The 24,565-nt window shown below is 67.3% G+C and carries 29 protein-coding genes, 1 tRNA gene and 1 other RNA gene; 9 read left to right on the top strand and 22 right to left on the bottom strand.

The window, feature by feature from the left end; all coding sequences use genetic code 11:
- Window positions 1–18: 18 nt before the first annotated feature.
- The 13 genes from BP05_RS09680 to BP05_RS09740 all read right to left on the bottom strand — a co-directional run bounded on the left by BP05_RS09680 (window position 19) and on the right by BP05_RS09740 (window position 10,985).
- Window positions 19–384: a PilZ domain-containing protein gene (locus BP05_RS09680; RefSeq protein ID WP_496362846.1), complete on the bottom strand. Its 366-nt coding sequence runs from the start codon at window positions 382–384 to the stop codon at window positions 19–21.
- Window positions 381–1,367 carry a DNA polymerase III subunit delta' gene (locus tag BP05_RS09685; protein WP_496362848.1) on the bottom strand — a complete coding sequence of 329 codons (987 nt, stop codon included), beginning with the start codon at window positions 1,365–1,367 and terminating at the stop codon, window positions 381–383. The genes BP05_RS09680 and BP05_RS09685 overlap by 4 nt, the downstream gene beginning before the upstream one ends.
- Window positions 1,364–1,999: a dTMP kinase gene (gene tmk, locus BP05_RS09690; protein ID WP_496362850.1), complete on the bottom strand. Its 636-nt coding sequence runs from the start codon at window positions 1,997–1,999 to the stop codon at window positions 1,364–1,366. Before tmk ends, BP05_RS09685 begins: the two co-directional genes overlap by 4 nt.
- On the bottom strand, window positions 1,996–3,066 hold the full coding sequence (gene mltG, locus BP05_RS09695; protein ID WP_496362852.1) for an endolytic transglycosylase MltG: 1,071 nt from the start codon (window positions 3,064–3,066) through the stop codon (window positions 1,996–1,998). Before mltG ends, tmk begins: the two co-directional genes overlap by 4 nt.
- Complete coding sequence (gene pabC / locus BP05_RS09700; RefSeq protein ID WP_496362854.1) at window positions 3,063–3,899, bottom strand: aminodeoxychorismate lyase; 837 nt, start codon at window positions 3,897–3,899, stop codon at window positions 3,063–3,065. The genes mltG and pabC overlap by 4 nt, the downstream gene beginning before the upstream one ends.
- Window positions 3,896–5,251: an aminodeoxychorismate synthase component I gene (locus BP05_RS09705; protein ID WP_496362856.1), complete on the bottom strand. Its 1,356-nt coding sequence runs from the start codon at window positions 5,249–5,251 to the stop codon at window positions 3,896–3,898. The genes pabC and BP05_RS09705 overlap by 4 nt, the downstream gene beginning before the upstream one ends.
- 93 nt (window positions 5,252–5,344) lie before the next feature.
- Complete coding sequence (gene fabF, locus BP05_RS09710) at window positions 5,345–6,583, bottom strand: beta-ketoacyl-ACP synthase II (RefSeq protein ID WP_496362858.1); 1,239 nt, start codon at window positions 6,581–6,583, stop codon at window positions 5,345–5,347.
- 210 nt (window positions 6,584–6,793) lie between these two features.
- The gene (gene acpP, locus BP05_RS09715; RefSeq protein WP_200613703.1) at window positions 6,794–7,033 is read right to left on the bottom strand and encodes an acyl carrier protein; all 240 of its coding nucleotides are present in this window, start codon (window positions 7,031–7,033) and stop codon (window positions 6,794–6,796) included.
- Window positions 7,034–7,165: 132 nt separating this feature from the next.
- On the bottom strand, window positions 7,166–7,912 hold the full coding sequence (gene fabG / locus BP05_RS09720) for a 3-oxoacyl-ACP reductase FabG (RefSeq protein ID WP_496362861.1): 747 nt from the start codon (window positions 7,910–7,912) through the stop codon (window positions 7,166–7,168).
- The gene (gene fabD, locus BP05_RS09725) at window positions 7,909–8,844 is read right to left on the bottom strand and encodes an ACP S-malonyltransferase (protein WP_496363154.1); all 936 of its coding nucleotides are present in this window, start codon (window positions 8,842–8,844) and stop codon (window positions 7,909–7,911) included. The genes fabG and fabD overlap by 4 nt, the downstream gene beginning before the upstream one ends.
- A gap of 123 nt (window positions 8,845–8,967) precedes the next feature.
- Entirely contained in the window at window positions 8,968–9,948 is a 981-nt protein-coding gene (locus BP05_RS09730; RefSeq protein ID WP_496362863.1) for a beta-ketoacyl-ACP synthase III, read from the bottom strand.
- Between the two features lie 275 nt (window positions 9,949–10,223).
- Window positions 10,224–10,418, bottom strand: a complete 195-nt coding sequence (gene rpmF / locus BP05_RS09735; RefSeq protein ID WP_496362865.1) for a 50S ribosomal protein L32 — start codon at window positions 10,416–10,418, stop codon at window positions 10,224–10,226.
- Between the two features lie 36 nt (window positions 10,419–10,454).
- Window positions 10,455–10,985: a YceD family protein gene (locus BP05_RS09740; protein WP_496362867.1), complete on the bottom strand. Its 531-nt coding sequence runs from the start codon at window positions 10,983–10,985 to the stop codon at window positions 10,455–10,457.
- A gap of 146 nt (window positions 10,986–11,131) precedes the next feature.
- On the opposite strand from BP05_RS09740, the gene BP05_RS09745 reads away from it, so the two are divergent.
- Together BP05_RS09745 and BP05_RS09750 are read left to right on the top strand one after the other, a co-directional pair.
- The gene (locus tag BP05_RS09745; RefSeq protein ID WP_496362869.1) at window positions 11,132–11,503 is read left to right on the top strand and encodes a hypothetical protein; all 372 of its coding nucleotides are present in this window, start codon (window positions 11,132–11,134) and stop codon (window positions 11,501–11,503) included.
- A 4-nt stretch (window positions 11,504–11,507) separates the two neighbouring features.
- A complete protein-coding gene (locus BP05_RS09750; protein WP_496362871.1) occupies window positions 11,508–12,083 on the top strand; it encodes a Maf family protein in 576 nt (191 codons plus the stop codon).
- A 26-nt stretch (window positions 12,084–12,109) separates the two neighbouring features.
- Here BP05_RS09750 and BP05_RS09755 read toward each other — a convergent pair whose 3' ends face one another.
- Entirely contained in the window at window positions 12,110–13,960 is a 1,851-nt protein-coding gene (locus BP05_RS09755; protein ID WP_496362873.1) for an ArnT family glycosyltransferase, read from the bottom strand.
- Between the two features lie 66 nt (window positions 13,961–14,026).
- Here BP05_RS09755 and BP05_RS09760 point away from each other — a divergent pair, with 66 nt between their 5' ends.
- The 4 genes from BP05_RS09760 to BP05_RS09775 are packed head-to-tail and all read left to right on the top strand — an operon-like array spanning window position 14,027 to window position 18,467.
- Window positions 14,027–14,980: an AAA family ATPase gene (locus BP05_RS09760; RefSeq protein WP_496362875.1), complete on the top strand. Its 954-nt coding sequence runs from the start codon at window positions 14,027–14,029 to the stop codon at window positions 14,978–14,980.
- An 8-nt stretch (window positions 14,981–14,988) separates the two neighbouring features.
- On the top strand, window positions 14,989–15,957 hold the full coding sequence (locus tag BP05_RS09765) for a DUF58 domain-containing protein (protein ID WP_496362877.1): 969 nt from the start codon (window positions 14,989–14,991) through the stop codon (window positions 15,955–15,957).
- Entirely contained in the window at window positions 15,954–17,921 is a 1,968-nt protein-coding gene (locus BP05_RS09770; RefSeq protein ID WP_496362879.1) for a transglutaminase TgpA family protein, read from the top strand. Before BP05_RS09765 ends, BP05_RS09770 begins: the two co-directional genes overlap by 4 nt.
- A gap of 60 nt (window positions 17,922–17,981) precedes the next feature.
- On the top strand, window positions 17,982–18,467 hold the full coding sequence (locus BP05_RS09775; RefSeq protein WP_496362881.1) for a Slp family lipoprotein: 486 nt from the start codon (window positions 17,982–17,984) through the stop codon (window positions 18,465–18,467).
- 126 nt (window positions 18,468–18,593) lie between these two features.
- On the opposite strand, the gene BP05_RS09780 is transcribed toward BP05_RS09775, so the two are convergent.
- The 5 genes from BP05_RS09780 to dnaX all read right to left on the bottom strand — a co-directional run bounded on the left by BP05_RS09780 (window position 18,594) and on the right by dnaX (window position 22,055).
- The gene (locus tag BP05_RS09780) at window positions 18,594–18,767 is read right to left on the bottom strand and encodes a hypothetical protein (protein ID WP_496362883.1); all 174 of its coding nucleotides are present in this window, start codon (window positions 18,765–18,767) and stop codon (window positions 18,594–18,596) included.
- A gap of 201 nt (window positions 18,768–18,968) precedes the next feature.
- Window positions 18,969–19,319: a histidine triad nucleotide-binding protein gene (locus tag BP05_RS09785; RefSeq protein ID WP_496362884.1), complete on the bottom strand. Its 351-nt coding sequence runs from the start codon at window positions 19,317–19,319 to the stop codon at window positions 18,969–18,971.
- Between the two features lie 17 nt (window positions 19,320–19,336).
- Complete coding sequence (recR, locus tag BP05_RS09790) at window positions 19,337–19,930, bottom strand: recombination mediator RecR (RefSeq protein ID WP_496362886.1); 594 nt, start codon at window positions 19,928–19,930, stop codon at window positions 19,337–19,339.
- A 13-nt stretch (window positions 19,931–19,943) separates the two neighbouring features.
- Window positions 19,944–20,264, bottom strand: coding sequence for a YbaB/EbfC family nucleoid-associated protein (locus BP05_RS09795; protein WP_386753652.1), 321 nt, complete (start codon window positions 20,262–20,264; stop codon window positions 19,944–19,946).
- A 54-nt stretch (window positions 20,265–20,318) separates the two neighbouring features.
- Entirely contained in the window at window positions 20,319–22,055 is a 1,737-nt protein-coding gene (dnaX, locus tag BP05_RS09800; RefSeq protein WP_496362888.1) for a DNA polymerase III subunit gamma/tau, read from the bottom strand.
- 197 nt (window positions 22,056–22,252) lie between these two features.
- Here dnaX and BP05_RS09805 point away from each other — a divergent pair.
- The 3 genes from BP05_RS09805 to BP05_RS09815 all read left to right on the top strand — a co-directional run bounded on the left by BP05_RS09805 (window position 22,253) and on the right by BP05_RS09815 (window position 23,292).
- A tRNA-Ser gene (locus BP05_RS09805) sits at window positions 22,253–22,345 on the top strand.
- Between the two features lie 68 nt (window positions 22,346–22,413).
- Window positions 22,414–22,510, top strand: an RNA gene (ffs, locus tag BP05_RS09810) — signal recognition particle sRNA small type.
- A 263-nt stretch (window positions 22,511–22,773) separates the two neighbouring features.
- Window positions 22,774–23,292, top strand: coding sequence for a hemerythrin domain-containing protein (locus BP05_RS09815; RefSeq protein ID WP_496362890.1), 519 nt, complete (start codon window positions 22,774–22,776; stop codon window positions 23,290–23,292).
- 54 nt (window positions 23,293–23,346) lie between these two features.
- Here BP05_RS09815 and BP05_RS09820 read toward each other — a convergent pair whose 3' ends face one another.
- Genes BP05_RS09820 through moaC form a run of 3 tightly spaced genes read right to left on the bottom strand, consistent with a single transcriptional unit; the run spans window position 23,347 to window position 24,522 of the window.
- Window positions 23,347–23,778 carry a molybdenum cofactor biosynthesis protein MoaE gene (locus BP05_RS09820; RefSeq protein WP_496362892.1) on the bottom strand — a complete coding sequence of 144 codons (432 nt, stop codon included), beginning with the start codon at window positions 23,776–23,778 and terminating at the stop codon, window positions 23,347–23,349.
- 7 nt (window positions 23,779–23,785) lie between these two features.
- Window positions 23,786–24,031, bottom strand: coding sequence for a MoaD/ThiS family protein (locus tag BP05_RS09825; RefSeq protein WP_496362894.1), 246 nt, complete (start codon window positions 24,029–24,031; stop codon window positions 23,786–23,788).
- A complete protein-coding gene (gene moaC, locus BP05_RS09830; protein ID WP_496362896.1) occupies window positions 24,028–24,522 on the bottom strand; it encodes a cyclic pyranopterin monophosphate synthase MoaC in 495 nt (164 codons plus the stop codon). The genes BP05_RS09825 and moaC overlap by 4 nt, the downstream gene beginning before the upstream one ends.
- Between the last annotated feature and the right edge of the window lie 43 nt (window positions 24,523–24,565).

Below are 24,565 nucleotides of genomic sequence, written 5' to 3' on the forward strand. Positions count from 1 at the left end.
AACGAGGCTCCACGCACCTCACATGGTGTGGGTGGGCCGCTCCGCGGTCAGCGTGCCGGCCAACAGGGCCTCGATCTTGCCCTTGACGGTTTCGCCTTCGGCGGTCTCCGGGAACTGCACCCCGATACCTGCCGGCCGGTTGCCCTGCGCCCCGGGCGGCGTCACCCACACGACCTTGCCCGCCACGGGCAGGCGCTCGCTGGATTCAGGCAGGGTGAGAAGCAGGAAGACCTCGTCGCCGAGGAAGTAGCGCTTGGTCGTAGTGACGAAGATGCCCCCGGATTTCAGGAACGGCATGTAGGCGCTGTAGAGCGCCGCCTTGTCCTTGATCGCGTGCGAGAGGATGCCCTGCCGCGCACCACCTGCTCCTGTCATACCACTCATCTCCCGGCACCTCCGGCTGCCTTGGCGGCGACTGCACTACCGCGCCAGGCGAGCAACAATTCGACTACGGCCAGATCGGCGCGCACCGTGGTTCGCGTCAGGTCGCGCACCAGGTTGGCCCGATCGAACCACTCGGCCAGCCTGCGCGCTTGGGCCGGCTCGGTCAAGCGCCCGGCCTCGGCCAAGGCCAGGTCCGCGGCATGGCGCAGCCTCAGGTCGAGATCGTCGTCGGCAACCCAGCGCTGCGCGGTCTCGGCGACATTCGCGTCACCCCGCGCCAGCTTGGCCAGATCTCCCGCGACTTCACGCCGCAGGGCCAGCCCATTGCCCTGGAGCCACTCGTGCGCGAGGCCAGGATGGCCGCGAGCCGCTTCCAGGGCCTCGCGCGCGGCAGCATCCGTGTGGCCCTGCTGGCGCAGCCAGGCGAAGGCGTCCTCTGCCGGAGGCAGGCGGAACTCGAGCTTCTGGCAGCGGCTGCGGATCGTCGCCGACAGGCGCGCGGGATGCGCACTCACCAGCCACAGGTAGCGGCCCGCAACCGGTTCCTCCAAGGTCTTGAGCAGGGCATTGCTGGCGGCATGGTTGATCGCCTCCGCCGGATCGATGATGGCGATCTGCGCCCCGCCGTACTGCGGCGTGAGCGCCAGGCGACCGGACAGTTCCCGGATCTGTTCGATGACGATTTCAGTCCGGAGCCGCGTGCCTTCTTTGTTCGGTACGAAGGAGATCAACTGGAAGTCCGGGTGCGTACCTGCTTCCAGCAGATGGCAGCCACGGCAGTGACCGCAGGGTTCGCCGTCGGCGAGGCGCTGTTGGCACAGCAGTCGTTGTGCGAGTCGCTGGGCGACCGCGCGCTTGCCGAGCCGGGCCGGGCCGGCGAACAACAACGCATGGCCCAGGCGCCCCGCATCCAGCGCGGCCGCCGCCTGGGCATAGATCTGCTGCTGCCAGGGCGCGAAGCGGTCGGAGGCCCGCGTGCTCATGCATCCACCAGAGCGTGCAGGTGCGACACCGCCTGCCGCGCGACCGCTTGCGCGGACTGGGTGGCGTCGACGATGCGAAACCGCTGGGGCTCCGACTTGGCGCGGGCAAGAAAGCCTTCGCGCACGCGCTCGAAGAACTGGTCCTGCTCGCGTTCGATCCGGTCCGGCTGCAGATCACGACTGCGCGCCCGATCGCGTCCGTGCGCCACGCCGATGTCCAGCAGCAAGGTCATGGCCGGCGCGATGCCGACCACGCGGCGCTCGAGTTCGGCGATGAACGCGGGATCGAGCGCACGGCCGGCGCCCTGGTAGGCATAGCTCGAGTCGGTGAAGCGATCGCTGATGACCCAGGCACCACGCTGCAGCGCCGGCAGGATCACTTCGCGCACGTGCTGGGCGCGTGCGGCGAACACCAGCAGCAGCTCCGTTTCCGCAGCCGGTGGTTCGTGGTGCGTGTCCAGGAGCAGGCCGCGGATCTGTTCCGCCAACGGCGTACCGCCAGGTTCGCGCGTGGAGACCACTTCATATCCGCGCGCCAGCAGGAATTCGCGCAGCGCCGACAGCACAGTGGACTTGCCGGCCCCCTCGCCGCCCTCGATCGTGATGAAGCGGGCCTGGGTCTGCAACGTCATTGCTTCTCCGTCGCGGGCGCGGAAACGCCCTGCTGCGCGCGGTAATTCTTCAGGTAACGACCGACGTTCGCCTGGTGCTCGTCGAGCGTGCGCGCGAAGAGGTGCCGTCCGCTGCCATCGCCGACCGCCACGAAATACAAGGCATCGCCCGCCGCGGGATTCGCCACCGCCGCCAGCGCATCCTTGCCCGGCATCGCGATCGGGGTGGGCGGCAAGCCGGCGCGCGTGTAGGTGTTGTACGGCGTGTCGGCGAGCAGGTCACTCTTGCGGATATTGCCGTTGTAGGCCGAGCCCATGCCATAGATCACCGTGGGATCGGTCTGCAGGCGCATGCCGATCCTGAGCCGGCGCTCGAACAGTCCCGCGATCTGCGGGCGCTCCGAGGCGATGCCGGTTTCCTTCTCCACGATCGAGGCCAGCGTGAGCATTTCATCCGGCGTCTTCAGCATGCTGTCCTTGTGCCGTTGCTCCCATGCCTCCGCCAGCGCCTTGTCCATCGCCTCGTGCGCGCGGCGCAAGATGTCGAGGTCGCTGTCGCCGGCCGTGTACAAGTAGGTCTCGGGCAGGAACCGTCCCTCCGGATGCTCCCCGGGATGGTCGAGCGCCTTCATCAGTGCCGTATCGTCCAACTGCGCTGCTTCCTGCCGGAGCGGTTTGGCCCGCGCGAGGGCCGCGCGCAGCTCGCGGATGTTCCAGCCCTCGACGATGGTGAAGCGGCGCTGGGTGACCTTGCCGTCGCGCATGGCGATCAGCAACTCGCGAGGCGTGGTGTTCGGGTCGAGCGGATATTCCCCGACCTGCAGCTTGCCCGCCGCATGCAACTGCCGGGCGAGGACCCGCCATTGCAGCGAATCACCGGTATCGACGCCCGTATCGCGGAGCTTGCGCAGGACGATCGGGAGCGAGTCGCCCGATTCGACGATGACCGAAGCACCCTCCGCGATGCCCGGCATGGGCCGGTAAGCAAACCCGGCATAGCGCTGCCAGGCCCAGTAACCGGTGCCGGCAGCCACGAGAAGCAACAGGAGGAACAATCCGCCAAAGCGGCGCTTGGGCTTGCGACTCACGTCGACTCCGGGTTGGGATTGAAGGCCGGATTGGCTGCTCGCAGGCGTTCTCGAATCGCGGTGATCCGCGGATCCGCCGCCCACCGCCGCTCGCCAAGCCTGGTCACCGGCAGGATACCGCGCACCGCATTGCACAGGAAAACCGCATCGGCGGCTTCGACATCGGTCACATCGAGCCGGCACGTGTCTGCGCCGAGTTCGTCCAGCAGCCACTCCCGGCAAATGCCCGCCACGCCGCAGCGGTCGACGCGCGGCGTGCGCCAGCGGCCCTGCTGCAGCACGAACAGGTTCGCCGCGGTGGCGCAGACCACATCACCTTCGGTGCTGCACATCAAACCTTCGAAAGCATCGCGATCGACGGCCTGCGGGTCGTACCACTCGCCGCGCGCCAACACCTGCTCGAGGCGATTGCAGTGTTTGAGGCCCGCCAGCGCCGGCTGCACGGACAGCCGGGTCCCGCACCAGCGCACCGCGATGCCTTCCTCGGGCACCTTGGGCGGAAGCGGATGCCGGGACAGCACCCAGGTCGGTTTGGCGTCGGCCTGCGGTGCATAGCCGCGCCCTCCGCGTCCCCGGGTGACGAGTAGCTTGAGCACGGCGTCATCGCCGGCGAGGAGCGCCTGCGCTTCCCTACGGGCGTGCTCGATGTCCGGCAACGCGATCCCCAGCCGCCGCGCGCCTTCCTGCAGCCGACGCCAGTGCAGTTTCCACCACGGAACGTCGCCACGCGCGGCGCGCATGGTTTCGAACAGGCCGTCGCCGTAGGCGAGGCCGCGATCATCCGCCGCGACGTTGTCGACTTGGGTATCGCCGGAGAAGATCCGAGCATTCACCCGTCGGTCCCCAGTGCGCGCGCCATCCCGCGGGCCTTGGCGCGGGTCTCTTCCAGCTCGCGCTGCGCGTCCGAATCGGCGACGATGCCCGCCCCGGTGCGGAAGCGCACCTCGTGGCCCTCCACCTCCGCGCTGCGGATCAGGATGTTGAGGTCGAGGTCGCCGTCGCGGTTCAACCAGCCCATCGCTCCGGTGTAGGCGCCGCGACCGACGCTTTCCAGCTCCGCGATGATCTGCATGCAACGCACCTTCGGGCAGCCGGTGATCGTGCCACCGGGAAAGACGGCCCGGATGACGTCGCCCGGAGTCACATCCGCACGCAGCCGGCCGCGCACGTTGCTGACGATGTGGTGCACGTGCGCGTAGCTCTCCACGGTCATCAGCTCATCGACTTCGACGCTGCCAGCCGCGCACACGCGTCCAAGGTCGTTGCGCTCCAGGTCAATGAGCATCACGTGTTCGGCGCGCTCTTTCGGGTGTCCGACCAGTTCGCGGATGCGTTCGGCATCATCGTCCCCATCGAACCTTGCGCGTGTCCCGGCGATGGGACGGGTTTCGACAAGCTCGCCCCGCACGGACACCAGGCGTTCGGGCGAAGAACTCACGACCGCCCAATCGGCCTGCGCGAATACGCCGGCGAAGGGCGCGGGATTGTTCTCGCGCAAGCGCTGGAACAAGGCCGCAGGGTCCAGCGGGCGCTGGAATCGCGCCCGCCAGCCGCGCGACAGATTCACCTGGAAGACGTCGCCCGCGGCCAGGTAGTCGAGCACGCGGCGGACGCCGTCGACGTAGCGGCGCGGCTCGTCTTCCTCGACCATCGATGGCGCCTCCCAGTTCGGCAGCGCCGACAGCTCCCGGGCCTTCTCGATGTCGCCCGTGATGGCATCGAACATCGACGCCGCCGATGGCTCGGCCACGACGACGCACTCGCCCGTAGCGTGATCGCGCAGCACTGCCGCGGGACAGCGCAGCGCCAACGCGACCGGCAACCCACCGGGCGCAGGCGGCAAGTGCAGTACCGGCTCGATCTGCGCCGCCAGTTCGTAGCCCAGCAGCAGCGCCCAGCCACCACGGAACGGCCACCGGGGCTCGTCGCGGCCGATGCGTTGCGATGTCCACTCGGCATCGAGCGCGGCCAGGAAATCGCGCCCTCTTTCACGGCCATCCTGATCGCGGGTGGCGCCATCGCGATCCAGGCGTAGGCATTCGCCGTTGGCCGCCAGCAGCAGGTCCCAGCGCCCCTGTGCGGTGCCATGGGCACTGGATTCAAGCAGCAGCGGGTAGCGCAATGGCGCGAGGCGCTGCAGCGCCAGCAGGTCGATCGGCTGCGTCAGGGAGCGGGTCAGCAACATGGCGGTATTAGACAGCGTCTGGAACGGAAGTACCCAAAAAAAGATCCCCGCCGTGGCGGGGATCGCGACTTGCCTTGGCGGGGGACCGGCGCCTCAGAGGCGCTTGAACACGAGGCTGCCGTTGGTGCCGCCGAAGCCGAAGCCGTTCGACACCGCGACGTCGACTTTCGCCTGTCGCGCCGTATGCGGCACGTAGTCGAGATCGCAGCCCTCGCCCGGGTTATCGAGGTTGATCGTGGGCGGGATGATGCCGTGGTGCAGGGCCAGCACAGTGAAGATCGCCTCGACACCGCCTGCGGCGCCCAGCAGGTGGCCGGTCATCGACTTGGTGGAGGAAATCATCGTCTTGTAGGCATGGTCGCCGAGGGCTCGCTTGATCGACAGGGTCTCGGCGAGATCGCCCAGCGGCGTGGAAGTGCCGTGCGCGTTGAGGTAACCGATCTGTTCCGGGCTCACGCCCGCGTCCTTCATCGCCGCGACCATGCAGCGCGCCGGACCTTCGCCGTTTTCGCTCGGCGCGGTCATATGGAAGGCGTCCGACGACGCGCCGAAGCCGGCCAGTTCGCAATAGATGCGCGCGCCGCGGGCCTTGGCGTATTCGTACTCTTCCAGGATCAGGATGCCGGCGCCGTCGCCCAGCACGAAACCGTCACGATCCTGGTCCCACGGGCGCGACGCCTTGGTCGGCTCGTCGTTGCGCGTGGACATGGCCTTCATCGAGCAGAAGCCGCCCACCGATGTCGGCGAGGAACCGCGCTCGGCACCGCCGGCGATCATCACGTCGGCGTCGCCGTACTGGATCATGCGCATGGCCATGCCGATCGAATGGTTCGATGTGGCGCAGGCCGACACGGCGGAGAAATTCGGGCCCTTGGCGCCGGTGAGCAACGACACCTGGCCGGGCAGCATGTTGATGATGGTGCTGGGCACGTAGAACGGCGAAATCTTGCGCACGCCGCCTTCGTGGTACTTGATCGTCTGCTCCTCGATCCCGAGCAGCCCGCCGATGCCCGATCCGATCAGCGCACCGGTGCGCTCGGCATTCGAGTCGTCGATCTTGAAGCCCGCATCCTCGAGCGCCATCAGCGATGCCGCGACACCGTAGTGGATGAACTCATCCATCTTGCGGGCGTCCTTCGGATTGACCCACTTGGTGACGTCGAAGTCCTTCACCAAGCCGGCGATGCGCGTGGTGAACGGCGCCGGATCGAAGTGGGTGATCGGGCCAATGCCGGAACGGCCATTGACGATGCCGTCCCACGTCGTCGCCAGGTCGTTACCCAGCGGCGAAACGGTGCCCAGACCAGTGACAACTACGCGCCTTTTCGACATGAAACACTCCGAACGCTGCACCGGACCTACGCCGGCAGAATGGCGGATACAAGCGCCGCGGATCGTGAAATCCGCCGCGCAGGATCCTGTTGGAACCTGCTACCAAAAACACGGGGCCGCAGAAGCGGCCCCGGCATGGATTTCGCGGCTCGCCATCGAGGATCGATGCGACTCGCCGCTGGAGCCCGGATGACCGGGCCCCGCGACACATCAGGCCTTGACGTGCGCCTTGATGTAGTCGATGGCCTGCTGCACCGAGGTGATCTTCTCGGCTTCCTCGTCCGGGATTTCGCACTCGAACTCTTCTTCGAGGGCCATCACCAGCTCGACGGTGTCGAGCGAGTCCGCGCCGAGGTCGTCGACGAACGAAGCGTTGTTGGTGACTTCCTCTTCCTTCACGCCGAGTTGTTCGACGACGATCTTCTTGACGCGCTCTTCGATGCTGCTCATTGGGTCTCACTCCTCCCGGGATCGGGAAATTCGATGGAATAGTCTAAAGGAATCACGGGCATTCGCGGAAGTCACGAAAACCCTTTCGCTTCAACCGGTTACGGACGCACTGGTAACCGGTGGAAGCCAATCTCAAGGCATGTACATGCCGCCGTTCACGTGCAGGGTCTCACCGGTGATGTACGCGGCCGCCGGGCTCGCGAGGAAGGCGACCGCGCGGGCGATGTCGGCGGGTTCGCCGAGGCGTCCGAGGGCGATCTGTCCCATCAGCGCCTGCTTGGCGTCCTCCGGCAGATCCTTGGTCATGTCGGTGGCGATGTAGCCCGGCGCCACGACATTCACCGTCACGCCGCGGGAGCCAATTTCCTTCGCCAGCGACTTGCTGAAGGCGATGATGCCGGCCTTGGCCGCGGCGTAGTTGGTCTGTCCGGCGTTGCCGGTAACGCCGACGACCGAAGCAATGTTGATGATGCGGCCCTTGCGCGCCTTCATCATCGAACGCATCACCGCCTTCGAGGTCCGGTAGACGCTGGTGAGATTGGTATCGAGGATGGCCTGCCAGTCCTCGTCCTTCATGCGCATCAGCAGGTTGTCGCGGGTGATGCCGGCGTTGTTGACCAGGATCGAGATCGCGCCGATTTCCTTGGCGATGCCTTCGATCAGGGCATCGATCGATTCGGCCTCGCTCACGTTCAGTACGCGGCCGTGGCCGCCGTGCGCGGCAAGGCGATCGCCGATCGCCTTGGCGCCGGACTCCGACGTCGCGGTACCGATGACCGTCGCGCCCAGCGCCGCGAGTTCGTCGGCGATCGCCGCGCCGATGCCCCGGCTGGCGCCGGTGACCAATGCGATTTCACCAGACAAGGGGAGATTGCTCATGCCTTCCACTCCGTGAGGGCCGATTCGAATTCTGCGGTGGCGCCAATCGCACGTGCGTCGATCGACTTTTCGATGCGCTTGACCAGTCCGGCGAGCACCTTGCCGGGGCCGCACTCGGCAATGCGGATGATGCCGCGCGCCGCGAGCGCGTGCACGCAACCGGTCCACTGCACGGGCAGATACAACTGGCGCACGAGCGCGCCGCGGATCGATTCGATGCCCTGGTGCACTTCGGCGTCGACGTTCTGCACGACCGGGAGCCTTGGCTCGTGCCAGCGCAGGTCGTTCATGGCCTCGGCCAGGCGGTTCGCGGCTTCGCGCATCATGGGCGTGTGCGACGGTACGCTCACCGCAAGCTTGACTGCCTTGCGCACGCCGCGCTCGCCTAGCATGGCGAGGGCCTTGTCGACGGCGGCGGCGTGGCCGCCGATGACGATCTGGCCGGGCGAATTGAAGTTGGCGGGCACGACGATCTCGTCGGCGGAAGCGGCCTTGCACACTTCCAGCACGAGCTCGTCGTCGGCGCCGAGAACGGCCGCCATGGCGCCGGTACCCGCCGGCGCCGCGTCCTGCATCAACTGGCCGCGCAGTCGCACCAGGCGCGCGCCGTCGCTCAGCGACAGCGCCCCGGCAGCGACGAGCGCGGTGTATTCACCCAGGCTGTGACCCGCCAGCACCGACGGTTGTGCGCCGCCCTGCTTCTGCCAGGCACGCCATACCGCCACGCCGGCAGCCAAAAGCACCGGCTGGGTGAACTCGGTGCGGTTGAGCTGTTCTTCGGGTCCGTCCTGGGACAGCGTCCACAGGTCGACACCGGCGCCTTCGCTGGCTTCGGCGAACGTTTCGCGGACCACGGCGTGCGCCCCGGCGAAGTCGCCGAGCATGCCCAGCGACTGCGATCCCTGGCCGGGAAACACGAATGCGAGTTGCACAGAAGGCTCCGTCACGGCGGGTTCCCTTCAAAAAAGAGGCGGCATGATACGGGCGAACCTGATCATCCGTCTGTACCAGTGCGTATGCAGCGGCGGCCGCGGAGTCTACTCCGCGGCCGTTACTCAGTAGCGAAGCAGCGCCGAGCCCCAGGTGAAGCCGCCGCCGAAGGCTTCCAGGAGCACCAGTTGGCCGCGCTGGACCTTGCCCGAACGTACGGCTTCATCAAGCGCCAGCGGCACCGAACCCGATGACGTGTTGCCATGCTTGTCGACGGTGACGATCACCCGGTCCATCGGCATGTCCAGGCGCTTGGCGGTGGCCTCGATGATGCGCAGATTGGCCTGGTGCGGGATCAGCCAGTCGATGTCGTGGCGATCCAGCCCGTTGGCATCCAGGGTTTCCTCGACCACCGAGTCGAGCGCCTTCACGGCGTGCTTGAAGACATCGTTGCCGCTCATGTGGATGCGCACGCCTGCGTTGTCCTCGCCGGGCTTGAAGCCGACCGACACGCCGACCGGATTCCACAGCAGTTCCTTCTTGCCGCCGTCGGCGTGCATGTGCGTGCTGAGGATGCCGGTCTCGGTGTCGGCCTTGAGCACTACCGCACCGGCACCGTCGCCGAACAGCACGCACGTGGTGCGGTCGCTCCAGTCGACCATGCGGGTGAGGGTTTCCGCGCCGATGACCAGCGCGGTCCTGGCCGCGCCGGAACGGATGAACTTGTCGGCTACCGTGAGCGCATAGACAAACCCCGAGCACGCGGCGTTGACGTCGAACGCCGGGCAGCCATCGGCGCCGAGACGGTGCTGGATCAGGCAGGCGGTGGAGGGAAAGATCAGGTCCGGCGTCGTGGTACCGACCACGATGAGGTCGAGTTCCTTGGCATCCACCCCAGCGGCCTCGAGCGCGCGCGTCGCGGCATGGAAGCCCAGGTCGCTGGTGGTTTCGCCCTCCGCAGCGATGTGGCGCTCGCGGATCCCGGTTCGGGCGGCGATCCACTCGTCGCTGGTGTCGACGATCTTCGACAGGTCGTCATTGGTGAGCACCTTTTCCGGCAGATAGCTGCCGGTTCCTGCGATACGCGAGAACACTTGCTGGGTCATGCCTTTCTCATCGTGGGGTGGCGACGGAACGGAGTCCATGTCGGCCGGCGGAAGCTGGCCGCCCGGGCGACCGGACGGCAAAGGCTGAATGCTACTCGCTTGGGCGACCCTTGGCGCATTGCACAAATGCAAACGGGCGCACAGAGCGCCCGTTTCACAACCATCTGCACGAACGCGAACGGGCGCCTACGCGCCCGCCTCGCCGCCGGCGTCGTACGGCCGCACAGCGGCCGTTCCAACTGCGGCAATCACTCCGGCGCGAGGCGCCGGGATGATCATTCTTCGTCGGCGACCTTCGACTTGGTGTCGATCACCTTCTTGCCGCGATAGTAGCCGTCGGCGGTGACGTGGTGGCGCAGATGGGTCTCGCCCGTGGTCGGGTCGGTGGCCAGCTGCTTGGGCGACAGCGCGTCGTGCGCACGGCGCATGCCACGCTTGGACGGGGTGACGCGGGACTTCTGAACTGCCATGGTCTTGCTCCAGAAAAATTTGCTAGATAAAGCTGGTTATTTGTTCGGTTTCGACTTCAATGCCGACAGCGCGGCAAATGGATTTGCGCGCTCTTGTTCAACCTGCGTGGCGGGCCAGTCGCGCTCCACCGCCTCGCCGCCGGGCTTCACCGGCACCACCGGCACGGCGAGGATGAGTTCATCCTCCACCAGCTCGGCCGTCCGCAGCTCGCCACCTTCTGGCACCAGCAGCGGTTCGTAACCTGGCGGCAGCGCGGCTTCCTCCGCTTCGTCGCGGATGAGACCGAGCCGCTGCACGATCGTCACCGGCAGGATGAACCGCTCCAGGCTGCGCTGGCATTCCAGCGGCAGCTCGGCGTCGATGCGCAGTTCGACATAAGGGACCTGCAACGAATCGCGATCGAAATCGAGCGCGAATCGCACGTCACCTTGGGTGTCGAGCAGGCTGCCCTCCAGCCGTGTCAGCGCCGACAGCGGCAGGCGTCCTTGGACTCCGCGCCGCGCCGCCACCATTCGCCAGGCGTCCAGAAACTCGGGAACCCGTTCGGATGGCGTGCCAGCTGACATAAGACGCGGGATGTTAGAGGTCGCGGCACCCTCGTGTCAAACCGCAAGTCCTTGTGGCGGCGGGGTTTTGCAGACCGAACGGAGGCGATTGTGCGGACCGGGCCCGGCGGTTCAGACTGCAACCCCCTTGTTTCGCAGCCGGTGCCGTGACTCTGCCCGTACTGATCTGGATCCTGGTCGCGGCAGGCGCCGCGATTCTGGTAGCCGTCCTGCTCCGGCAACTGGGGCCCGGCCGGCGCGCCCGCGCGGTCCGTGAGTTGCTCGACGCCGCCGACGCCCTCGAGGCCAAGCTGCGCGCCGCGCGGGCCGAAATCGAAGCCGTCGCGGGTGAACAGGGCCCGGACCCGGTCGGGGAGGCAATGCGGGAGATGCTGCGCCAGCGCCTGTGGCTGCGCGACCACGGCCGCGAGGCCAGCCTTACCCAACTGGCCGAGGTCCGCAGTTCGATCGACGCCGCCCGGGGCCGGATCGAAGCCCAGCTCGCCAAGATTGCCCGCGCCCGCGCGGCCCAGATCTGACCCCATGCAGCGCCTGATTCTTGCGTCCACCTCGGTCTACCGGCGGGAGTTGCTGGGGCGGCTGAGGCTGCCATTCGACGTCGCCCGCCCGGAAGTCGATGAAAAGCCCCTGCCGGGAGAGATCCCGACCTACCTCGCCGAACGCCTGGCGATCAGCAAGGCCCGGGCCATCGCCGCGCGCGAACCGGGCGCATTCGTGATCGGGTCCGACCAGGTAGCCGAACTGGGGGACCGGGCACTGGGTAAACCAGGCACGCGCGAGGGCGCAATCGCGCAGCTGGGGGCCATGTCCGGACGGGAAGTACACTTCCGGACCGCGGTCTGCGTCCAGCGCCATGGCGAGATGCCGCGCATTGCCATGGATACGACGACGGTGCAGTTCCGCGGGCTTTCCCTGGCCGAAATCGAACGCTACGTCGATGCAGAACAGCCGATGGACTGCGCCGGAAGTTTCAAGTCGGAAGGACTGGGCATCACCCTGTTCGATGCCATTCGATCGACCGACCCTACGGGCCTGATCGGCCTGCCGTTGATCGCCACGGCGCGCCTGCTACGCGAAGCTGGGTTCACCCTGCCCTGAAGAACAGGCGTCGAAGACCACGACGTCTAGCGGATCCGGATGGGCTGATCGGACCAGTCCTCCACGCTTCCATCCAGGCCGTGCAGCCGCAACCCGAGCCAGTGGCGGCCGGACGCCGGACCCAACGCGCGCAGATCGACGTGGGCGCGGAAACCTACATTGGGATGCTGTGGATCGTTGCTGCCCGGCCAGTTGGTCTGCAGCCCCTCGTAAGGCAGGCCGTAGTCCGCGTCTGCGACCCGGTGCCCATCGAACAGGATCTCGACCCGCGCCAGCCCGACGCCGTCCTTGAACGCCCAGCCGCGCAACTCGAACACGCCACCGACTTCGGCATTGGCGGAAGGCGCATCGATCCAGGCCATCGCCGGGGTGGTGCAGGGCCCCGTGCGCCGCGCATCGAGCGCAAACAACGCGAAGCGCTGGCGGCCGTGGTCGACGTTCAGGACCTGCGGCGGCGGAAGCGGCCCGACCATGTCGCACAGTGCGTGGTAACGACGCAGCAGGTCCTTGTAAGGAACCTCGCTGATGCCCACGACCAGCAGGGCGGGATGCCTGGACCAGTCGCGTGGTGCTGCGTGCTGCAGTCCCCACAAGCGCAGTTGCGGCGCCCGACCGTGCTTGTGGTTGACCGGATGGTCCAGCACCGCAATGTCCGGGTTGCCAAGCGCGAAGCCCAGTTCCGCGCCCACCTTGAAGCTGTCAGCCAGGATCGCCGTGCCACCTGGCATTCGTTCGAGCCGCAGGCGCGTTGCATCGGCCAGGTCGCCCCACCCGGCGAAGTTCGCGGGATAGAACTTCTCGGCGGCGCTCAGCACGCGCACCTGCGGCATTGAGACGGCTGCATAGAACGCCAGCATCGCAGCGAGTCCGACACCAGCCAGGCCCCACGTGGCCAGGCGCAGCCAGCGCGGCCAGCGTGACAGCACGGACGGCAACAGCGGCAGCAGCGCGAGATACCCCGGCAGGGGCCAGTGGAAGCTGACACGCTCGGTGTCGGCAAAAAAGCCAAGCACGAAGAAGCCGAGCACGACGAATCCGCCCAGGTAGGCGAAGTACCGGGCCGCCGGCAACGCGCCCTGGCGTCCGCGCCAGCCTGAAAGCAGCAACGCGGCGAACAACAGCGGCGTCACCAAGAGCGCCTGCACCGCGAGGAACAGGATTCCATCGGCATGGAATGCCCAGGGATGCCGGTCGACCAACTGGAAGCGGAGCCCGGCGTCGGCGTTGTCGAGGTTCCAGGCGAGCAGCGGCACCCATGCCGAGGCGCCAAGCGCGATCGCCGTCCATACACGCACGTCGCGCAGGAGACGGCGCCCGTCGGGCAAGAGCAGCAACGCGAGAAATCCCACGCCGATCACGGCTATGAAACGGTAGTGGCTCAACGCCCCCAACATCAGCCCCAGCGCGAGTTCCAGCGCGGCGCTCGCATCCACTTGGCGCAACAGGCGCGCGCCCGCATCGATGCAAAGCAGGGTCGCCAGCGCCATCATGGCATCGGGCAACGCGAGCAGCCCCAGCGTGCCTGCGAGCGGCAGCAACAACGCAAAGCATCCTGCCTGCCAGCCCGAGCGTTCGCCGAACTCCCTGGTCGCGATCCGCACCACCAGCAGCGGCACCAGCGCGGCGATGAAAAGGAACGGCGCACGCAATGCAAACGAATGCTCGCCGCCGAGGGCCACGCCCAGACGCGCCAGCCAAGCCGTCATCCCGGGCAGATCCGAATACGCGGCGGCGATGTGGTGTCCTTCCTGCCAGTAGAAGGCTTCATCGACGAACAGCGGCAGTCGCGCGGCAATCGCCAGCTTCGCCAGGAGGATGACTGCCCACAGCAGCCAGAAGCCGCTTCGTACCGGCCCAGGACCTGGCCCGGCTTGCATCGCTTCAACACGCATGGAAGGAGAACAACCCCGCTACACTGCCGACACTGGTGAGGAGACTTCGAAATGGCGGCATCCCCGACCGCGGCGAACATGCTAACCGATGCCTTGCGCACCACCCTCGAACGCGCGCAATCGCAGGTCAATGCACTCGTCCTGGGCAAGGCGCATGAAGTGCGCCTTTCCTTCGTCGCGCTGCTTGCCGGCGGCCACCTGTTGATCGAAGACCTGCCCGGCCTCGGCAAGACAACCCTGGCCCGGGCGATGGCGACGACCTTGGGGCTGGACTTCCAGCGCGTGCAGTTCACTTCCGACCTGCTGCCCGCCGACGTGGTGGGCGTTTCCGTGTTCGACCCGCAAACACGCGGTTTCCAGTTCCACCCCGGCCCGGTGTTCGCCCAGGTCTTGTTGGCCGACGAGATCAACCGCGCGCCGCCGCGTACGCAAAGCGCATTGCTCGAAGCGATGGCCGAACACCAGGTCACGATCGACGGAACCACGCACACTTTGCCGGATCCGTTCTTCGTCATCGCCACCCAGAATCCGGTGGACCTGGCCGGCACCTATCCCCTCCCCGATTCGCAACTGGATCGTTTCCTGCTGCGGCTGGCCCTGGGCTATCCAGGTGAAGCGGCGGAGCGCGACCTGCTTGCCGGCGTCGACCGCCGCGACTTGATCGCACAGACGATGCCCCTGCTCGGCACCGCGGACGTGCTGGCGGCCCGGCGCGCCGTGCAGGACGTGCATGCGAGCGAGGCGCTGATCGCCTACGTGCAGGCGCTGCTCGCGCGCAGCCGCAAGCATCCGGGCGTGCGCGTCGGCCTGTCCCCGCGCGCGGGGCTCGCGCTGCTGCGCGCCGCGCGGGCGTACGCGCTGCTGCTGGGACGCACGCATGTCCTGCCCGAAGACGTGCAGGCCTTGTTCGGACCGGTGGCGGCGCATCGCCTGGTCGCCGATGCGCAGGCGGGCAGCGACGCATCGTTGGCGAAGGCGATCCTGCATTCGGTGCCGGTGGACTGAACGCTGCCATGTGGTGGCGAAGGTTTCGTGCATTCGCATCCAGGCTGGCGCGGCCGCGCAGGTCAGAATCCCTGCCCGTCGCCATCGATTCGCGACGCGTGTACGTGCTGCCCACGCGTTTTGGCTTGTTCTACACCACCCTGCTGCTGGGCATGGCGGCGGGTGCGCTGAACTACAACAACAATCCCGCGCTCCTCCTCTGCCTGCTACTCGGCGGCGCGGCCCTGGCCAGCCTGATCGCCGCGCAGATGCAGCTGACTGGCCTGACCATCGCGGCGATCGATGCCGAACCGGTGGCGGCGGGTCAGCCGTTGCTCTTGCGGATCCATGCCCAGGCGGACCCCTCGCGCCTCAGGCGCGGGCTTCGCGTCGACGACGAGCAGGGGGCGGGGTCATCATTGCTGAATCTCGACCAGGGGCATGGCGAGGCGGAGATCTCGCTGGAGACGCACAGTCGCGGCTGGATCGACCCACCCCGCCTGTGCGTGTTCACGACGCGCCCACTCGGCCTCGCGCGTGCATGGACCTACGTCTGGAGCGACGCGCCGTTGCTGGTGTACGCCGCTCCCGAGCCTGCTGGCCCAGCCTTGCCCTTGGGTTCCGGCGAACAGGCGCAGACGCGACTGCATCCAGCGGGCGATGACGTGCATCACCTGCGTGGCTATCGTCCGGGCGACGCGCGGCGCGCGATCGCGTGGAAGCCCTCCGCGCGTCGCGATTCGCTGCTGGTGCGCGAGTACGAACAACCCCTGGGCGCCGACGTGGTGCTCGACTGGCGCGCGCTCGGCAACCTTGCCTACGAGGCGCGCATCTCGCGACTGGCCCGCTGGGTGGATGAAGCCGAACGCGATGGTCGCCGCTATCGGTTGTGCCTGCCGGGCCATGCGGACATCGGGCCTGACCGTGGACCGTTGCACCGCCATGCCTGCCAGCGCGCGCTGGCGCTGTTGCCGCAGGCTTCCGGGGCGGTCCGGTGACGACGCCCTCCCCGCCCCTGCTCCTCGACCCCAGCAGTCGCCATTGGGCATTGCTGGCCGCGATCGCGTGCGTGGTTCCGCTCCTGCTGCAGCTCCCGGGGCAACTCGCGTGGCCGATTGCCGCCGCAGGAACGCTGACCACCGCGCTCGCGTGGCGCAAGCCGCTTCCAGCCGCGCTTCGCCTGTTGCTGACACTGCTGGTGGTGGGCGCGGTGCTGGGCGTCTCGGGTTTTCGTTTCGGCCGCGACACCGGGTGCGCCCTGTTGGCGGCGATGCTCGCGATCAAGCCGGCGGAGACCGTCAAGCTGCGCGACGCGCGCAGTCTCATCGGCTTCGCGCTGTTCGCGCCGTTCGCGACCTTCCTGCTCGACCAGGGACCGCTGTCGCTGCTGCTGGGGCTGGTCGCCGCAAGCGGCTCGCTTGCCGCGCTCCAGCGGCTCACCGACCTGGAGTCGGGTGATGCCGCCTTCAATCTCCCGTGGCGCAGCCGCGTGCGTGGCGTGCTCAACCTGCTGATGATCGGGTTGCCGCTGGCATTGGCGACGTTCTGGCTGTTTCCGCGCCTTGCGACGCCAATGTGGGGCGTTCCGGAGCGCGCCCTCGCCCGACCCGGCCTCTCGGATTCGATGCGGCCAAGTGACTGGCTCGACATGATGGGCGATGACACGCCCGTGCTGCGCGTGCGGTTCTTCGGGGCCACGCCGGCTCCCGACCAGATGTACTGGCGCAACCTCACACTGTCGCAGTTCGATGGCGAGGAATGGACGCAACCACGGTGGATGCGTGGCCTGTCGGCGCCACCAGCACGCTTCGCACCGCGGCGCTGGAACTATGAGCTGGAAGTGGAGCCAACCGACCGCCGGCAGCTGACCCCGCTCGACCTGCCGTTGTCGGCGCCGCCCGGCAGCCGTCTGGCCAGCGACCACTCATTGCGCGTAGACCGCACGCTGACTTCGCTGACACGCTGGCGGATGACATCCGCCGCGGCCGTCGACCACGAACCGCAATTGAATGCTGCCCTGCGCCAGGCGGCCCTCCAGCTTCCGCCCGGATTCAACCCGCGCACCCTCGCGCTGTCCCGGCAGTGGCGACTGGAAGCCGGTGACGACGACGCGGCGATCGTGCGCCGGGCCCTGGATTGGATCGGACGCGAATTCGCCTACACCGTGGTCACCCCGCCGTGGGGCCGCAACGCCGTCGATGAATTCCTGTTCGATACCAAAGCCGGCTTCTGCCAGCACTTCAGCTCATCGTTCGTTGTGCTGATGCGCGGTGCCGGCATCCCCGCCCGCGTCGTGACGGGCTATGCGGGGGGCTTCCGCAACCCGATCGGCGATTACTGGATCGTGCGGAGGTCCGATGCCCATGCCTGGGCGGAAGTCTGGTTGCCCCGACGCGGATGGATACGGGTCGACCCCACGGCCGCGGTAGCGCCCGAACGGATCTACGACACGGTTGCCGATCGCACCCCTGGGGCGCAAGGACTGCTCGGCGACTTCGGCATGCCATTGTGGAACGTGCGCGACTGGCTGCGACGCAACTGGAACGACGTGGTCCTTGGCTTCGACGCCAACCGCCAGTCGCAGATGTTCAGCCTGGTCGGGCTGGACAGGGTGAGTACCCGGCAGCTGTCCACCCTCTTCGCGCTTGCGGCCATGCTGGCGCTGCTCTGGATGATCTGGCTCAGCGCTCGCGGCCAGCGGGAGCCGGACCCGGTGCTGCGTGCATGGCATCGGCTCGGCACCCGCTACCGCAAGTACGGCCTGGAACGCCAACCGCACGAACCGGCCAGCGAATGGGTCGACCGCGTCGCCCGCGTCCGCCCAGAGCTGGCGCCCGGACTGCAGGAACTCAGCCACCGTTTCGCCATTTGGCGCTACGCTCAGCTCCAGCCCGGGATGCGCGGCAGCCGTGCCGCCGCGGACCTGGTCCGTGCACTGCGTAGGCATCGCCCGCAATCGTGACCTGACCCGCACAAGGACGAACGGGAACCCGCGAGGGATCCGCCCAAAGGAGACAAGGAAATGAAGGCCCGAATCGTTCTCCCCACGCTGGCCGCACTCGTGCTTGCGGCCTGCGCCTCGCAACCCCGACCGTTGCAGGGCACCTTCACCGAGATCACCCCGCAGCAAGCCGCGGCGGCGGATTCCACCGGCGCCACCGTGCGATGGGGCGGACGCATCGTGGAGGTCGAACCGCAGACCAATCGCACCTGCTTCCAGATGATCTCGACGCGGCTGTCGGCCTATGGCCGTCCATATTGGGCAACCGACGACGTCGGCGGCCGCTTCATCGCCTGCAAGACCGGCTTCTATGACCCTGCGTTGTTCGAAAGGAATCGCGAGGTCACTTTCACGGGCCGCATCGATGGCTACGAGAACCGGCACATCGGCGGTTACGACTACCGGTTCCCGCGGGTGGAAGCCGATGTCGTCTACCTGTGGCCCGTCCGCGAGCGCGTCGATGTCGTGACCCGCCCCGCGCCGTGGCCGTGGTGGGGCTGGTGGTAGGAGAAATCCGATTTGCGCGAACGCCCGGCAACGCCGGGCGTTTTTGTTTCACCGCGCGCATGGAATCCCGCCGTCGTTGAAGCGCCCGGCGACGCACCAGGAGAATGGGCGCATGGATAAGGAGATTCAAATGTTCCGCACGTCAAATATCACCGCTGGATTCCTCGTCGCCACCATCGTCACCGGCTGCGCGTCGATGGCAGTGACCGATGCAAGCCTCGAAGACAAGACCGCGTTCGCGCTGGGCCTGGAGAAGGGCGATTTCGCGATCAGCAACCGCACGGACAGCGGCGTCGACACCAACTACATCGTGAAGACGAAGAAAGGCCAGGAATACCGCTGCTACGTGCAGGGCACCGTCAGCATCATGGGACGTACCGTGTCCGACGCCGTGTGCAACCGGAAGGGGCAGCCCGCGCGCAATCCGCTGCTCGAGAACCAGGTCGTTCCGGCCGCTGAGCCCTGGCTGCGTCCCTGGCGCCCGGGCTTTCCGGGCGCCTTCTATTTCGGCGTGCCGAAGCGCCCCAGCGGCGCTCCCGCCAAGAGATGCAGATGCAACTGGAAAACCGTCTGCCCGCCGTGGTCGTTGCAGTTCATTACCGCGCGATACCCGTCCTCGGCAAATCCCTGCTGCTTGGCGTAGTCGGCCGCAGCGATGTGCAGGCGTCCGATGACCTCCGCCTGCGACGGCTGCACGTCGTTCAGCGTGGCGATGTCGACCTTGGGCACGAACAGCACATGCACCGGCGCCTGCGGCGCGATGTCCTTGAAGGCGATCACGTGATCGTCTTCATAGACGATCGTGGCCGGAATCTCGCGGCGGATGATCTTGTGGAAGATGGTGTCTGGCATCGGCTTTCCCTGTTCGTTCAAGGCATTTCGCTGCGGCTGCCGAACGCGTGCGACAGCGTGCCGCGATCAACGTATTCCAGTTCCCCTCCGAGCGGCACGCCGTGCGCCAGACGGCTCGGACGCACCTTGTGCTGGCGTGCGAGCTGGGCCAGGTAGTGCGCGGTTGCCTCGCCCTCGACAGTGGGGTTGGTGGCGATGATGAGCTCCTGCACTTCGCCTTCGGCAAGGCGCGCGGCCAGCCGGTCGAGCCCGAGTTCGCGCGGCCCGATGCCGTCGAGCGGCGAAAGCCGGCCCTGCAGGATGAAGTACAGCCCGCGGTAGCCCGTAGCCTGTTCGATCGCCAGCCGGTCGGCCGGCGATTCGACGGCGCACAGGAGATACGCATCGCGCGATGCACTGGCGCAGGTGGCGCACACCTCGGTTTCGCTGAAGTCGCGGCAGCGCGCGCAGTGGCCGATCTTCTCGACTGCGGTGGACAAGGCTTCGGCCAGGCGCTGACCGCCGTCGCGATCGCGTTCGAGCACGTGATAGGCCATGCGCTGCGCCGACTTCGGGCCGACGCCCGGCAGCACCCGCAGCGCTTCGATCAGTTGTTCGAGCAGTGCGCTCACGCGGAGAAGTCGCTCAGAACGGCAGCTTCATTCCCGGCGGCAGCGGCATGCCGGCGGTAGCAGCCGACATCTTCGCCTGCGACTCGGCATCGATCTTGTTGGATGCGTCGTTGAAGGCGGCGGCGATCAGGTCCTCGACCATCTCCTGGTCGGACAGCACGCTCGGATCGATGCGCACCTTGCGGCATTCCTTGCGGCCGGTCAGCGTCACGGTGACCATGCCGCCCCCGGCCGAACCGGTGGCTTCGATCTTGGCGATCTCTTCCTGCGCGCGCTGCAGGTTTTCCTGCATGCGCTGTGCCTGCTGCATCATTTGGGCGATGTTGCCACGCATAGTCTTGCTCTCTTGAAGGTGCACCGCCCTGCGCGGACGGCGTGGGGTGAATGGTCAGTTCTCGTCGAACGGGCGGATGGAATCCGGCACCAGCTTCGCGCCATGCTGCGTGATCAACCGCTGCACGTCGGGATCGTTCATGAAGGCCGCTTCCGCGGCACTCTGGCGCTCGTCGCGCGCGCGCTCGTTGCGCTCGCGCAGCGACTCGCCCTGGGCGGTGGCGCTCTCGAAGCGGATCTGCGGCGCGCTCCCCAAGGCCGGCGCCAGCCCGTTCGACACCATCGTGATCAGCGCGCTGGACTTCAGGTGTTCGTCGGATGCGGGCAGGGCGAGGCGCAATACGCTGCCGTCGAAACCGACGAAGGCGGCGTGCTCGGCGAGGATGCGCGCCGGCCCGCGCAGCCCGCTATTGGCGACCAGGGCAAGCCAGGCATCCGCATCCGCGATGGCAGCCGAGGTGACTGGCGCCGGTTCGGCGATGGGTGGAGCGGGAATGGTCGCGGCTTCGGGGACACGCGGCATGGGGGCAGCAGGTGCCGGCGCCGCAACGGGCATGCGCTCCGGTTGGCGCGGCGCGGTCTCGCGGACCAGCGCCTCGCGCGCCGCATTGGCGGCAGACATGTTCGTGGGTGCTGCGGCAGCGGGCGCGCGCGCCGGCGTGGGTTCGCCGCGCGCGGATGCGGGTACCGCCGGTGTGCGGGCGCCCTCGCCCTCCGCGGGACGGAACGCCAGCATCCGCAGCACGCTCATTTCGAAGCCAGCACGGGGACTCGGTGCCAGCGGCAGGTCGCGGCGACCGTTGAGCGCCATCTGGTACCAGAGCTGCACGACTTCGGGCCGCAGTGCAGCGGCGAGCGCATCGATGTCCACTCCTTCGCCCTGCACCGGCGCATCGGACACCAGCTGCCGCACCTGCACGCGGTGCAGTGCATCGGCGAGCGCATCGAGCACGCCGCTCCAGTCGGGCGAGAACTCGGCGAGGATGCCGACTTCGGCCAGCAGCGCGGCACCGTCGCCGCGCGACAACGCCTCCAGCAGGGCACCGACCCGCGTGCGATCCACCGTGCCCAGCATGGTGGCTACCGCCGCGTCTTCGAGCCGGCCGCCGGTGTAGGCGATGGCCTGGTCCAGCAGTGACAACCCGTCGCGCAGGCTGCCATCGGCGGCGCGCGCCAACTGGCGGATCGCCCCGGGTTCGGCCGGGATGCCCTCGGCCTCGAGGATGCGGGTGATCTGGCCGCCGATCTGCTGTTCGTCCAGGCGCTTGAGGTTGAACTGCAGGCAGCGCGACAGCACGGTGACCAGCAATTTTTCCGGGTCGGTCGTGGCGAACAGGAACTTCACGTGTTCCGGCGGCTCTTCCAGAGTCTTCAGCAGTGCATTGAACGCCGCCTTGGACAGCATGTGCACTTCGTCGATCAGGTAGACCTTGTAGCGGCCGCGCGAAGGCAGGTACTGCGCGTTCTCGATCAGTTCGCGGACGTTGTCGACGCCGGTGTTGCTGGCCGCGTCGATCTCGAGCAGGTCGATGTAGCGGCCGGCATCGATCGCGCGGCAGGTCTCGCACTCGCCGCAAGGATCCGCCGAGGTACCTCGCTCGCAGTTGAGCGATTTCGCGAAGATGCGCGCGATCGTGGTCTTGCCCACGCCGCGGGTGCCGGTGAACAGGAAGGCGTGGTGCACGCGACCCGAATCCAGCGCGTTGGTGAGCGCGCGGACCACGTGCTCCTGCCCGACCAGTTCGGCAAAACGCTTGGGACGCCACTTGCGGGCGAGGACGAGGTAGGACATGGCGCCATTCTGCCGCGCCGCGACGAACTTTGCCCGCGCCGCGGGTATTTTCACCCGCCCGGACCCGGTGGCTTGCCGTGGTGCGAGCGCACGCACGCTTGTTGGGGGCTTTTGTTGTGGTGCCAGCCCGCCAACGGTTAGAATCTGCGCCCCTGAAGTCGGCCGGACGCCGCATTCAGGCCTGCGGTGCCAGGTGCGGAGAGGTGTCCGAGTGGTTGAAGGAGCACGCCTGGAAAGTGTGTAAGCGTCTAAACCGCGCTTCGGGGGTTCGAATCCCCCTCTCTCCGCCAGCCGCATGAGCAACAAGGTCGCGTGCAACGCGTGGCTTTGGCAGTAGTAGCAAGTCTCTATGGTGGCCCCGTCGGCCCCTCGCGACGCTAGGTCGAAAACCCCGCCAGGGCCGGAAGGCAGCAACGGTATCGATCGACGCGGGCGCCGAGGTCAGCCGGCGGGGTCATCACCCGTTCTGGACTCCGCCCAGACCCAGGGTCCGACCCTTGCTCCGGACTTCGCGCGCTGGGCAGTTCCCCACATCGGCTGCGCAAGCCGCCAGGCCCCGACCGTGTTCCAGCGCTGCGGAATCATCGCTCATCCAAGTGTGCAGACGCGCCCACAATTCGCCGCTGTTCCGCTTGCCATTCCCCGGCAGCCCCTCCACAGTGCCGCCGGCAGGCTGGTCATGGGGGACCGGCCAAGGAAGGAAGCAAGGGAGCGCCACATGGGATTGTTTGGCAACTGGTTCAAGGGAAAACCGCAACCGCAACACACGCGACCCGCAGCAAGCACGCTGGAATACCTCAAGCCACCGGAGCGGTCCATCCGCTACGACCCTGGCCTGGTCGCAAACCTGACGAACGATCACGCAGAACTGGTGGCCATGTACGGGCAACTGGGGCAGGACGTGCGCGATGGTCACTACCAGCGCATCCCGAATGCGCTGCTCGCGTTCAAGACGAGGCTGGAAGCGCATCTATTGATCGAGAACGTGCGCTTCTACGTGTTCCTGGAACAGGCGTTGTCCAACGACAGCGAGAACATGGCGCTCATCCGCGATTTCCGTCGTGAGATGAACGGCATCGCACGCGGGGTGGTGGATTTCGTCAGGCGTTACCAGCAGACGCGCGTCACGTCGGCCAACGCGCACGACTTCATGCGGGAATACGATGACGTAGGCAAGTTGCTGGTGATGCGCATCGAACGCGAAGAAGGCAACCTGTATCCGCTCTACGCACCGTAGCTGCGAAGACCTGGGCAAGGACGGGGCGGGCGGATGTCCGCCTCGCCCCTTGGGCTAGGAATTAGCGGCCCGGTCCGGGTGCAGCCAGCCCGCATCGCCTTGCGCGTAGCGTTCATGCTTCCAGATCGGGACCCGCGACTTGACCTCGTCGATGATGTAACGGCACGCGGCAAACGCGGCATCGCGATGCGCGGCGCTCACGCCGACCCAGACCGCCAGTTCGCCGATCGCCAGGTCGCCGACACGGTGGACGCAACGCGCATCGACCACGGCGAATCGTTCCAGCGCTTCGGCCATGATCTTCTCGCCCTCGCTATCGGCAAGCGCGGAGTACGCCTCATAGCGCAGGCCCTTCACCGCGCGATCGGCATTGTGGTTGCGCACCCAGCCCTCGAAACTGGCGTAGCCACCCACGCGGTCGTCCAGCAATTCCGCACGCAACGTCGCGGTATCGAACGGGGTGGCGGAGAGGGAAAAACGCTTCATCGACCCATCACCCCCCGCTGACCGGCGGAATGAAGGCGATCTCGCTGCCTTCCCGCGGCGCGTCTTCCCAGCGCGCGAACTCGCCGTCGACCGCCACGCGCAACTGGCGCGCCGGAAACGGCAGCGAATGGCGGGCCTGCAATTCGTTGTAGAGCCCACGCAGGTCCGTCGCGGCGGTGTCCACCAGCTCGCTTGCGGTCCCCGAGGCATCGCGCAGCGCGGCGAAGTACAGCACGGTGACTTTGGCGCTCATCCCATCGCCCCGAAATCGTGGCGACCGCCACGCTTGCCCAGCACCTTGGCCGGACCCACGACGATGCGATGCGACAGGGCCTTGCACATGTCGTAGACGGTCAGCGCCGCGATGGCGGCGCCGGTCAACGCTTCCATCTCCACGCCGGTCCGGTGGGTGGTCCTGACCGCGCATTCGATGCGCAGCTCGCGCTCCCCGCTCCACTCGATGCCGATGCGGCAGCCGTCGATCGGAAGCGGATGGCAGAACGGAATCAGCTCGTGCGTGCGCTTGACCGCCATGGTGCCCGCCACGATCGCGGTTTCGACGATGCCGCCCTTGGCGCTCTTGAGCCCGCTCGTGCGCAGTTGCGCCGCGACTTCCACGGGAAAACGAACCCGGCACTCGGCCACGGCTTCACGCGCCGTGATGGGTTTGGCGGAGACGTCGACCATCGCCGGACGTCCGGCCGGATCGATGTGCGTCAATGGCTTGCGGATTGGCTTCTTCACCGGGGAATTCTGCGCCGATCACGCGGACAGCGGAAGCCGCGCC

It is taken from the genome of Lysobacter oryzae DSM 21044 (genome assembly GCF_059568595.1).

What these genes read in the sequence shown, in the direction of transcription:
- BP05_RS09680 (WP_496362846.1), bottom strand. Translation starts at nt 384, where the DNA reads ATGAGTGGTATGACAGGAGCAGGTGGTGCGCGGCAGGGCATCCTCTCG.
- BP05_RS09685 (WP_496362848.1), bottom strand. Translation starts at nt 1,367, where the DNA reads ATGAGCACGCGGGCCTCCGACCGCTTCGCGCCCTGGCAGCAGCAGATC.
- tmk (WP_496362850.1), bottom strand. Translation starts at nt 1,999, where the DNA reads ATGACGTTGCAGACCCAGGCCCGCTTCATCACGATCGAGGGCGGCGAG.
- BP05_RS09705 (WP_496362856.1), bottom strand. Translation starts at nt 5,251, where the DNA reads ATGTTGCTGACCCGCTCCCTGACGCAGCCGATCGACCTGCTGGCGCTG.
- fabF (WP_496362858.1), bottom strand. Translation starts at nt 6,583, where the DNA reads ATGTCGAAAAGGCGCGTAGTTGTCACTGGTCTGGGCACCGTTTCGCCG.
- acpP (WP_200613703.1), bottom strand. Translation starts at nt 7,033, where the DNA reads ATGAGCAGCATCGAAGAGCGCGTCAAGAAGATCGTCGTCGAACAACTC.
- fabG (WP_496362861.1), bottom strand. Translation starts at nt 7,912, where the DNA reads ATGAGCAATCTCCCCTTGTCTGGTGAAATCGCATTGGTCACCGGCGCC.
- BP05_RS09730 (WP_496362863.1), bottom strand. Translation starts at nt 9,948, where the DNA reads ATGACCCAGCAAGTGTTCTCGCGTATCGCAGGAACCGGCAGCTATCTG.
- rpmF (WP_496362865.1), bottom strand. Translation starts at nt 10,418, where the DNA reads ATGGCAGTTCAGAAGTCCCGCGTCACCCCGTCCAAGCGTGGCATGCGC.
- BP05_RS09740 (WP_496362867.1), bottom strand. Translation starts at nt 10,985, where the DNA reads ATGTCAGCTGGCACGCCATCCGAACGGGTTCCCGAGTTTCTGGACGCC.
- BP05_RS09750 (WP_496362871.1), top strand. Translation starts at nt 11,508, where the DNA reads ATGCAGCGCCTGATTCTTGCGTCCACCTCGGTCTACCGGCGGGAGTTG.
- BP05_RS09755 (WP_496362873.1), bottom strand. Translation starts at nt 13,960, where the DNA reads ATGCAAGCCGGGCCAGGTCCTGGGCCGGTACGAAGCGGCTTCTGGCTG.
- BP05_RS09760 (WP_496362875.1), top strand. Translation starts at nt 14,027, where the DNA reads ATGGCGGCATCCCCGACCGCGGCGAACATGCTAACCGATGCCTTGCGC.
- BP05_RS09765 (WP_496362877.1), top strand. Translation starts at nt 14,989, where the DNA reads ATGTGGTGGCGAAGGTTTCGTGCATTCGCATCCAGGCTGGCGCGGCCG.
- BP05_RS09775 (WP_496362881.1), top strand. Translation starts at nt 17,982, where the DNA reads ATGAAGGCCCGAATCGTTCTCCCCACGCTGGCCGCACTCGTGCTTGCG.
- BP05_RS09785 (WP_496362884.1), bottom strand. Translation starts at nt 19,319, where the DNA reads ATGCCAGACACCATCTTCCACAAGATCATCCGCCGCGAGATTCCGGCC.
- BP05_RS09795 (WP_386753652.1), bottom strand. Translation starts at nt 20,264, where the DNA reads ATGCGTGGCAACATCGCCCAAATGATGCAGCAGGCACAGCGCATGCAG.
- dnaX (WP_496362888.1), bottom strand. Translation starts at nt 22,055, where the DNA reads ATGTCCTACCTCGTCCTCGCCCGCAAGTGGCGTCCCAAGCGTTTTGCC.
- BP05_RS09815 (WP_496362890.1), top strand. Translation starts at nt 22,774, where the DNA reads ATGGGATTGTTTGGCAACTGGTTCAAGGGAAAACCGCAACCGCAACAC.
- BP05_RS09820 (WP_496362892.1), bottom strand. Translation starts at nt 23,778, where the DNA reads ATGAAGCGTTTTTCCCTCTCCGCCACCCCGTTCGATACCGCGACGTTG.
- BP05_RS09825 (WP_496362894.1), bottom strand. Translation starts at nt 24,031, where the DNA reads ATGAGCGCCAAAGTCACCGTGCTGTACTTCGCCGCGCTGCGCGATGCC.